9 protein-coding genes are annotated in these 7,517 nt (G+C 35.1%); all 9 read right to left on the bottom strand.

Translation table 11 applies throughout. The features are described from left to right. Positions 1–262: hypothetical protein (locus VB654_RS23050; RefSeq protein WP_323216156.1), on the bottom strand; the 262-nt coding region annotated here is incomplete at its 3' end. A gap of 45 nt (positions 263–307) precedes the next feature. Beyond that, the gene (locus VB654_RS23045) at positions 308–913 is read right to left on the bottom strand and encodes an FkbM family methyltransferase (RefSeq protein ID WP_323216155.1); all 606 of its coding nucleotides are present in this window, start codon (positions 911–913) and stop codon (positions 308–310) included. 112 nt (positions 914–1,025) lie between these two features. Then, complete coding sequence (locus tag VB654_RS23040; RefSeq protein WP_323216154.1) at positions 1,026–1,838, bottom strand: hypothetical protein; 813 nt, start codon at positions 1,836–1,838, stop codon at positions 1,026–1,028. Between the two features lie 186 nt (positions 1,839–2,024). Beyond that, positions 2,025–3,248: a glycosyltransferase gene (locus VB654_RS23035; protein WP_323216153.1), complete on the bottom strand. Its 1,224-nt coding sequence runs from the start codon at positions 3,246–3,248 to the stop codon at positions 2,025–2,027. 2 nt (positions 3,249–3,250) lie between these two features. Then, the gene (locus tag VB654_RS23030) at positions 3,251–4,261 is read right to left on the bottom strand and encodes a glycosyltransferase family 2 protein (protein ID WP_323216152.1); all 1,011 of its coding nucleotides are present in this window, start codon (positions 4,259–4,261) and stop codon (positions 3,251–3,253) included. Positions 4,262–4,278: 17 nt separating this feature from the next. Next, the gene (locus VB654_RS23025; RefSeq protein ID WP_323216151.1) at positions 4,279–5,409 is read right to left on the bottom strand and encodes a nodulation protein NodZ; all 1,131 of its coding nucleotides are present in this window, start codon (positions 5,407–5,409) and stop codon (positions 4,279–4,281) included. A 103-nt stretch (positions 5,410–5,512) separates the two neighbouring features. Beyond that, positions 5,513–6,454 carry a hypothetical protein gene (locus VB654_RS23020; RefSeq protein ID WP_323216150.1) on the bottom strand — a complete coding sequence of 314 codons (942 nt, stop codon included), beginning with the start codon at positions 6,452–6,454 and terminating at the stop codon, positions 5,513–5,515. Positions 6,455–6,506: 52 nt separating this feature from the next. Continuing rightward, positions 6,507–7,271 carry an FkbM family methyltransferase gene (locus tag VB654_RS23015; protein ID WP_323216148.1) on the bottom strand — a complete coding sequence of 255 codons (765 nt, stop codon included), beginning with the start codon at positions 7,269–7,271 and terminating at the stop codon, positions 6,507–6,509. A 58-nt stretch (positions 7,272–7,329) separates the two neighbouring features. After that, on the bottom strand, positions 7,330–7,517 hold a 188-nt coding region (locus VB654_RS23010; protein ID WP_323216147.1), incomplete at its 5' end, for a hypothetical protein.

Raw genomic sequence — 7,517 nt, 5'->3', positions numbered from 1 at the left:
TAATTTTAGCCAATTTAGCGTAATTTTGCAGCATATTAGCAGCTAAGACTGCTTTTCGCACTAAGGCTAAGGGGAAATTAAATGCACCTGTAGAGACTAAACTTTGCTTTATTGTATATAGGTCTGTCTTCTCTTTTTTGTAGGCTGGAGAAGTCAATAAGGTAACTTTAATGCCCCTACGTCCTAGAGCTTGTGCTTGTTCATGGGCATAGTCTGCTAGTCCCCCTGACCATGCGGGTGAGAAATAAAGTAAGCGAAGCAAAAAATAACTCCTATCAATATTGCTTAATAAATAAAGTTAAATTTACTAGAAAGTAAGGTGTTTTTTCACTGCCAGAGTATCTTTTGATGTTTCGATGCATAAATATCCATTTTCTGAAAGCATAGCTCTTGATGCTGCCATTTCATCTTTATTAAGATGAAGGCTCTCAAAGTGAATAATACTAGGTGAAAAACCAAAATCGAGAACCATACGAATCACTTGATAATCATATCCTTCTACATCTACTTGCAGAATATCAATATCAGTAATTTCATATTTTTTAACTAAACTTGACAGCGAAATACCGCTTACTTTAATTTTCTCGATTTCAGAAAATCCATGTCCATTAAGAACATCTAATTTAAGGCTGGTTTTTTGAGAACCATCTTCGCTGACAGGGGAATACATAAAAATTTCATCGTCACAATCTGTAAGGGCAGAATTTTCACATTTTATTCCAGAATAAGCAGAGTAATTAGATACTAGTTTTTTAAAAACATTAGATAATGGTTCAATACAAATTCCTTCAATCTGAGAACTGTATTTATTAATCATTGGATTTAGAGGATCATTTGTTAAACCATCTGATGCTCCTACTTGTAGAAAAAAAACTTTGTTTTTAGTATTATGTAATAATGCTGGCACTGCCATTGAAAGTAAGTTCAGATTAGATTGGGGAATCCTATACCTTCTCATAATATGAAAGCCATAATAATGTAAAAAATTATTTACAAATTCAACGATTTTCCTGTTCATAATTTATTTAAATCCCAATTTTCTTATCATTGTATGTTGAATCTAATGCAAAATCTAACTTTACTTGATCAGAAATATGATGCCCTAGAATGAAAATTTTCAATTGCTCTCTAAATTTGGCCTTCAATGTTGACCGAAATTCATCAGAACTATTGTCATCATGCTGTAACACATACATTAAACTTTTAAAAGGAACAGTTTTTAGAGGTGATTTTTTTTTAAAAAAATATTCTTCCATTTGAGAATGAGAGAGGAAACACCAAGGTATTAATTTAAGAGATTCATCATTTACGGTGTCAATTTTGGGCATATGATTAGCATGAATTATAGTAGTAGAACCACATATTTTATCCAATTTTTTTCTGGGAATTACTCTTTTTGCTTTGCTAAAATACTCATATCCAGCTTTAAGAATATATCCATGAGGATTACAATCCGCCAAAATATATTTACTTAAATCTTTGTGGATTAAATCATCTGCATCTAAAACCATAAAGTATTGAATATTTTTGGATTCAAGGAAGCAATATCCTTCGGCTATTTTTCTGTATTTGTCAATTATCCTATCAAAATCAGAATATTTAGAATAACTACCACCTTTTTTTAGCGGAGGAATCTCAAATTCAGTATGTATAAAATTAATCAGATCATGCCTCAAAGCAGATAAATGAGGCCGATCATGTCCAACAACAACAGCATGATAATTTTGTGATGATTGGTTCTGAAGTGATAGAAGGGTATTATGTAATAGATTAGATGTAATTTCCCAAGATCTACTCACTTTTTTAGCTTTAAGCGGAATAATAATACCTAAAGACACCACTTTCTCCTTGAATTCATGTACTCTAACCAATACATTCTAAACCTTTTTAGCTTTAAGCGGAATAATAATACCTAAAGACACCACTTTCTCCTTGAATTCATGTACTCTAACCAACACATTCTAAACCTTTACCAGTTTAGGGTTGACAGTTTTCTATTAATGTGACGAGCCAAAAAATAGCATTTATTTATTACTAATGAGCTTTGCTCTAATGAGAATAATTTCTCTAAACTGCTTAACTGAAAAATGCGATTGGGCTTTAAGGACTGAATCTTGTGCCTGTGCATTGAGTTCTCGGTAATGACTCGCTGCGTAGTGAATAGCCTGAGCAAGACTCACATGATCTTCATTCTTGCATTTCACTAAAGCCCCAAATTCAGCTGCTTGTTCTGCTAAGGTAGTGCCATCAGTTGCAATCACCGCAATGCCATTAACCATCGCCTCAATAACAACCCTAGACACGCGCAGACAATAGGAAGAAAAGCGATAGGGCAAAAGCATCACGTCGGTTTGGTTAAGGTAGAAGGGGTACTCACCAGGTTGAAAATACTGTGTTAACCAAGTTACATTGATACTATCAGATAGTAAAGCCCTTTCTTCTTCAAATCCCTCCAAGCATTGCAAATTAAACTGGATATCCAAATCAGAATCAAGCTTATTAAACTCTGATATAGCCCGATACAGGATGTCATTACCCTTTTCATGCCGTGCTGCACCATAGGAACCCATGACTAATTTTCCTTCAGGTGATGATTGCTCTAAGAAATTGTTACTTAAAGGTTCAACGGGATGGGGAAAATAGGTAAATGGTAAACCACTGAGTTGGGTTAAGGCTTTTTGCATGGGGTAAGTTTCAACCCCTAATATAACCTGTCTACTCTGGACTTCAGCAGTTAAGATTTTCAATAAAAATCTGAGTAACCGTGTGGTGAGGGAATTTGACCATGTATAGTTTCCCGTGGCTAAATCATAATTTACGGGAGCATTAGGAAAAAACAGAATAACTCGCGTTTGCGTTGCAAGTAAATAACGTTTGATTAACCAAGTCCAACCTAATAAATGATGGACAAGGACTGTAGCCACAAAGATAACATCATAGGTGTTTTTTTGTGACAAAAATCGTTTCATCGCTCTCACCGTTTGCCAAGCGTGAACAGGAAGCCGTATGTAACGAATGAGGGGGTTAGCGCCATCACTCATGCGATGCCAAATAGAATGAGGAAGCACGGGTAGGGCTTTAAGATGTTCTAAAATGAAAGGCTGCGCTTCTCTATCAGCCAAAATAGTTACTTCGTCGCCTAGTTGCTGCAATCCTCGCCAGAAGGTACTAATATATTCAAACCAATGACCTTTTTGATCTCGCAGCGCATCTTCGACAATTAGCCATTTTAATTGCTGGTCGTTCATGATCAACTGATTTTTAATCCTATAGCTCTAATTAAGGTATATTCCATCTCAGAAGGAAAACAAGATTGATAAGGACGAATCCATCGACTTCCTGTATTATGCCAACGTAAACGTATCATACCTCTTCTAAAGTAGCTAAACAAATACCAAACAAATGAGGGGTAAAAGTTCCACATCTCTTTAATTTTATTCATGTCTACTATTGAAAATGAAGGGAATTGTTGCATAGAATTCCACAATTTCCAGGCATCTAATCCCAAATTTAAACGAACAATATACTTAAGATTAGGAGAGTAATTATTAATAATTTGGCAAAATTCCGGATAAGTAGAGACACGATCTTGTAAACGACGTAAATCAGACGTTCCCGACTCAGTTAATTTTTGATAAGAGTGTAATCGATAAAGAGTCAAACATTCCGGCACAAAAGCAATTTTTGGTATTAGTGAAAACAAGCGAACCATAAAATCGCCATCTTCCCAAACTAATAAATCAGTCCTAAAAGGCTCAATTTTGCTTAAAAAGTGTCTGCGAAATAAGCAGGTTTGTAAAACTATTGACCATCCACTTAAAAACCATTCTAAAATACTGAGAGCTTGGGGAAGGGGTTGTTTTTGCAGAACATGATCTTGAAACGCAACAGATTTATTTTCAATATAAACTTTTGCCCAGGGACTATAAGCCATATCAGCTTGATTTTGCTCTAACGCTGCAACTTGTACTTCCAGCTTGTTATGACTTGCCAAATCATCACTATCCATAAACTGGATATAGTCCCCCGTTGCAACTGCTAATCCTGCATTACGAGCTGCACCTGGTCCTTTATTTTCTTGTTGAATTAAAGTTACTCGTGACCCAAAAGAGCGAATTACGTCCACTGAACCGTCCGTTGAACCATCATCGACAACAATGATCTCGTGGGGAGGTAGGGACTGACCCAACATATTTTGGATAGTTTCACCGACAAGATTTTCTCGATTAAAGTTAGGGATAATTACCGATATAGTTGGCATATGGTATGTTAATCGCTCTAAAAAAATTTTGCTTTAAAGAAAGATAGCATCCTTGATTTTTGGATACGAAGAAAATTTATCAGACCAAGCCATCCCTGTATACGAAGAACAGCAAATGCTGGATGTACCCATTCAATAATGCTTGGTTGTACTGATATGAGATTAAAATCTAGTTTCTCTCCATCTCGCTTGCGACTTAACCACCAAAATATCTGAGAACCGGGAAACGCAAATACCACTTTACATCGGCACAAGAGTTCTATATCAATCACCATTGCAACCCCATTCTCAAATGCTCCATTGGGTTTGAAATGAAGAGCTGATCTTCCTTGTGATCTCACTATATCCTGAACGCCTACAGTTCCCAATTTGCACAATTCGTGCTTGAGGCGTTCTAGGTAAACCTGGCTATCAGTCGCAATGAAGAAGTAATCACTTTTGTTGATCTTAATTAATTTTTGTATGGTACGAAGGTAGTCACGGGGAGAGGGAATCGCTTTCTCGATAACTTTGTCAGTACCGCGACAGTGCATTCCAATCACAGATTTTTGGTTTCCGAAAATTTCTTTCCAAATTGCATCTGCTGATGCTTTAATTTTTGGCTGTGGCTGAAAATAATAAGCAAATATATCATTACATTCTTTGATATATTGATCTTCGCTAATAATTATTCCCTGTGCTGAGGCGATAGAGCGGGCTAAATCACTAGATAGATATTGATAAATAATACAGAGATCACTAGCTACAATATCATCATGCTCATAGCTTGTTAAATGCAAATTTTGGCAGGATGCCAGAGCAGAAGCTTGTGCATCAAGAATTTCAACATCAATTGTTTTGCCAGAGGCAATAGGTTCCCAAACTTTAGGGTAAATGGATGTTCTGCCTGCAAGAGTTGGAAGTACATGATCTTCAGGTGCTTGAAATAGTCTTGAATAAGTATTTCCACCAAGAGCTTTATCAGTATACAGGCAAGAATGACCCCACCAGATGTAAGGAGTTTTTCCCAACTTCTTAGCCAGCCAAATACTATTAACCGTTGACTGTATCAATGCTCCCAAGCCGAAATACCATCCCAGAATAATAATAATACCCCTATCTTTGAAATCGGCTTCTAAAGAATTTGCTTCTTGAATATAATAGTTCATTTAAGGTAGGTTAGTAGTTAACTTGAGTTGAGAATAAGCTGGAACAGACGAAAGCGATAAACAAAGCTTAAGCCTTCGGCTATCGCGGACTACCTCAAGGTATTCACCAATAACAGGATTTTTCTACGCGGTTTGCTGTTTGAGCTACTTCATGGCTGAGTGGTCGAATCCAGAAAGAATTTATACAACACCTATGCCATTCCTGTTCTAGATGACGATTACCATAAATTCCAAATAAAAGCTGAAGATGACCACCTAAGTGGATTCCTATTTTCCCGGATCTTTTAGCGAGCGCCGCTAAGGGCAAACCTAATCCACCACAACCGAATAAAGCTACATCATATTGGTCAGTTGTCAAAATTGTTGCAATTTCATTGTAAACATCCCACCAATTCAATAAACAGTTGTCATCAATTAAGTAAGGAAATTTATAAAAAGTAATTTGTGAATTTATTAACCATTGACGGGAAGGCCATATATCAAGTAGTTTAGGAATTTGATGTTGAATTGAATCTTGAAAAGGACTAATAATAAGAATCCGTTTTGTGTCTAAAGCATCAATCCAATGGATTGGAAACTGCATTGTTGGGGCAAGAATTTCACCCTCACAAAGACTTGGTTTATGATTACATTGATTGATTAAAACTGCTTCATAATTGGTACACCATACTGCCCAATGGTCAATATAACTTAACAAATCAAAAGCTAGTTGACCATACTGTTGGTAAGAATGACGAGAGCGAGGACGTATTCCAGCATTTGTTACTCCACTGATAGTGTCATCAAATGATGTTTTCCATCTTCCAAAAGGATAACAGGGAATAGTAATATTTTGAGACCAGAGAATAATTTTAGCTTCAACACTTCCAACCCTAGCTACACACATAGGAAGTTGATTCTCAATACTTTTAAGAATCTCTTTATAAACTGTATCTGGTGAATTTAAAGGAGTTTTTTCCCAAAATTCACCAGATGGTTTGGATGTTAGTTTACGTTTTAATTTAGAACGCCACTGGTGCAAATAAGTTGTAAAAGGTGGATACATTTTTCTTACTAAAAAGGATGAAAATTTATCGTAAAAACCACAAACAGATATTTTAGATAGAATTTGACCTCAGAAAATAAGCATTACCAATCGCAAATGCAATAATTTTGTAGCCATAATTTTTGAGATATTTAAAAATATTGCTAGAATCTACATTTGATATATTAAATCCAGTCATTTCAACTATTATCAAGGTAGGTTGATAAATATCTAGATTAATGGATGAAAGTACCTCAAAATCATGACCTTCTACATCTATCGAGAGTAACCCAAATTGTTTAGGCGCTTGATATTTATCTAAGACTTCATTGAGTGAGATAGGTGTTATCTTCTTTTGGCTTACAATTTTACTATATTTTTTCCACTCTTCAATGTGTTGTTGATTTACAGAAGATACACCAGAATCACTAAACTCTGTGAAAGTGATTTTATCCTTAGAATTAGATACAACAGCACATACACTTGTATCATTAGGGCGTAGTTTTTTGAATTTATTAATCAAAAGTTCATTACCATCTATACATAATCCCTTCCACCCTCGTTTATATAAATCGAAAGTATTGGAATATTGTATAGGTTCATTACATCCAACTTCCACATAATACTGTGAGGAAAAATCAGCTTTTTCCCATTTACCATAGATATTAATAATAGCGTGTATAATTCTATCTTCTCCTGTTTGAGAATAGCTATGTATCAAATTAGAATCAAACAGTTTAGTTAATATATCTAGGAATAAAAATCGAGTTGCATTCAGTAAATTAAACTGCTGGAGATAATTTGTAGCTAATTTTTGGATTGTCTTTATTTTTGCCATAATTTTGTTTTTTTTGATAGAACTTAAATCATAAAATCAGGTGACTTTGAATTATTTTTTATATACATTTTACTAATGTTTTAGTGTTTTCCAGAATTTTAGTCACATTTTTGTTTGTTCCTAAGACTATACATCCCTTTTTTGCTCCAGTTTCTTGATCGGATTTGCAATTAGGAAAAAACATAGAAACAGAATTTGCTAATGGCTGTAAATACTCTAAAGTTAATTGTTTCGCTGCCCCATAAT

The organism is Nodularia sp. UHCC 0506 (genome assembly GCF_034931045.1).
Lineage (GTDB): Bacteria > Cyanobacteriota > Cyanobacteriia > Cyanobacteriales > Nostocaceae > Nodularia.
Note: the sequence above shows the minus strand (reverse complement) of the source record. Positions and strands in the feature narration are given on the sequence as shown.

Bases quoted from the DNA above. Each gene is read 5' to 3' on its own strand.
- VB654_RS23035 (WP_323216153.1), bottom strand. From the start codon at position 3,248: ATGAACGACCAGCAATTAAAATGGCTAATTGTCGAAGATGCGCTGCGA.
- VB654_RS23025 (WP_323216151.1), bottom strand. From the start codon at position 5,409: ATGAACTATTATATTCAAGAAGCAAATTCTTTAGAAGCCGATTTCAAA.
- VB654_RS23015 (WP_323216148.1), bottom strand. From the start codon at position 7,271: ATGGCAAAAATAAAGACAATCCAAAAATTAGCTACAAATTATCTCCAG.
- VB654_RS23030 (WP_323216152.1), bottom strand. From the start codon at position 4,261: ATGCCAACTATATCGGTAATTATCCCTAACTTTAATCGAGAAAATCTT.
- VB654_RS23045 (WP_323216155.1), bottom strand. From the start codon at position 913: ATGGCAGTGCCAGCATTATTACATAATACTAAAAACAAAGTTTTTTTT.
- VB654_RS23020 (WP_323216150.1), bottom strand. From the start codon at position 6,454: ATGTATCCACCTTTTACAACTTATTTGCACCAGTGGCGTTCTAAATTA.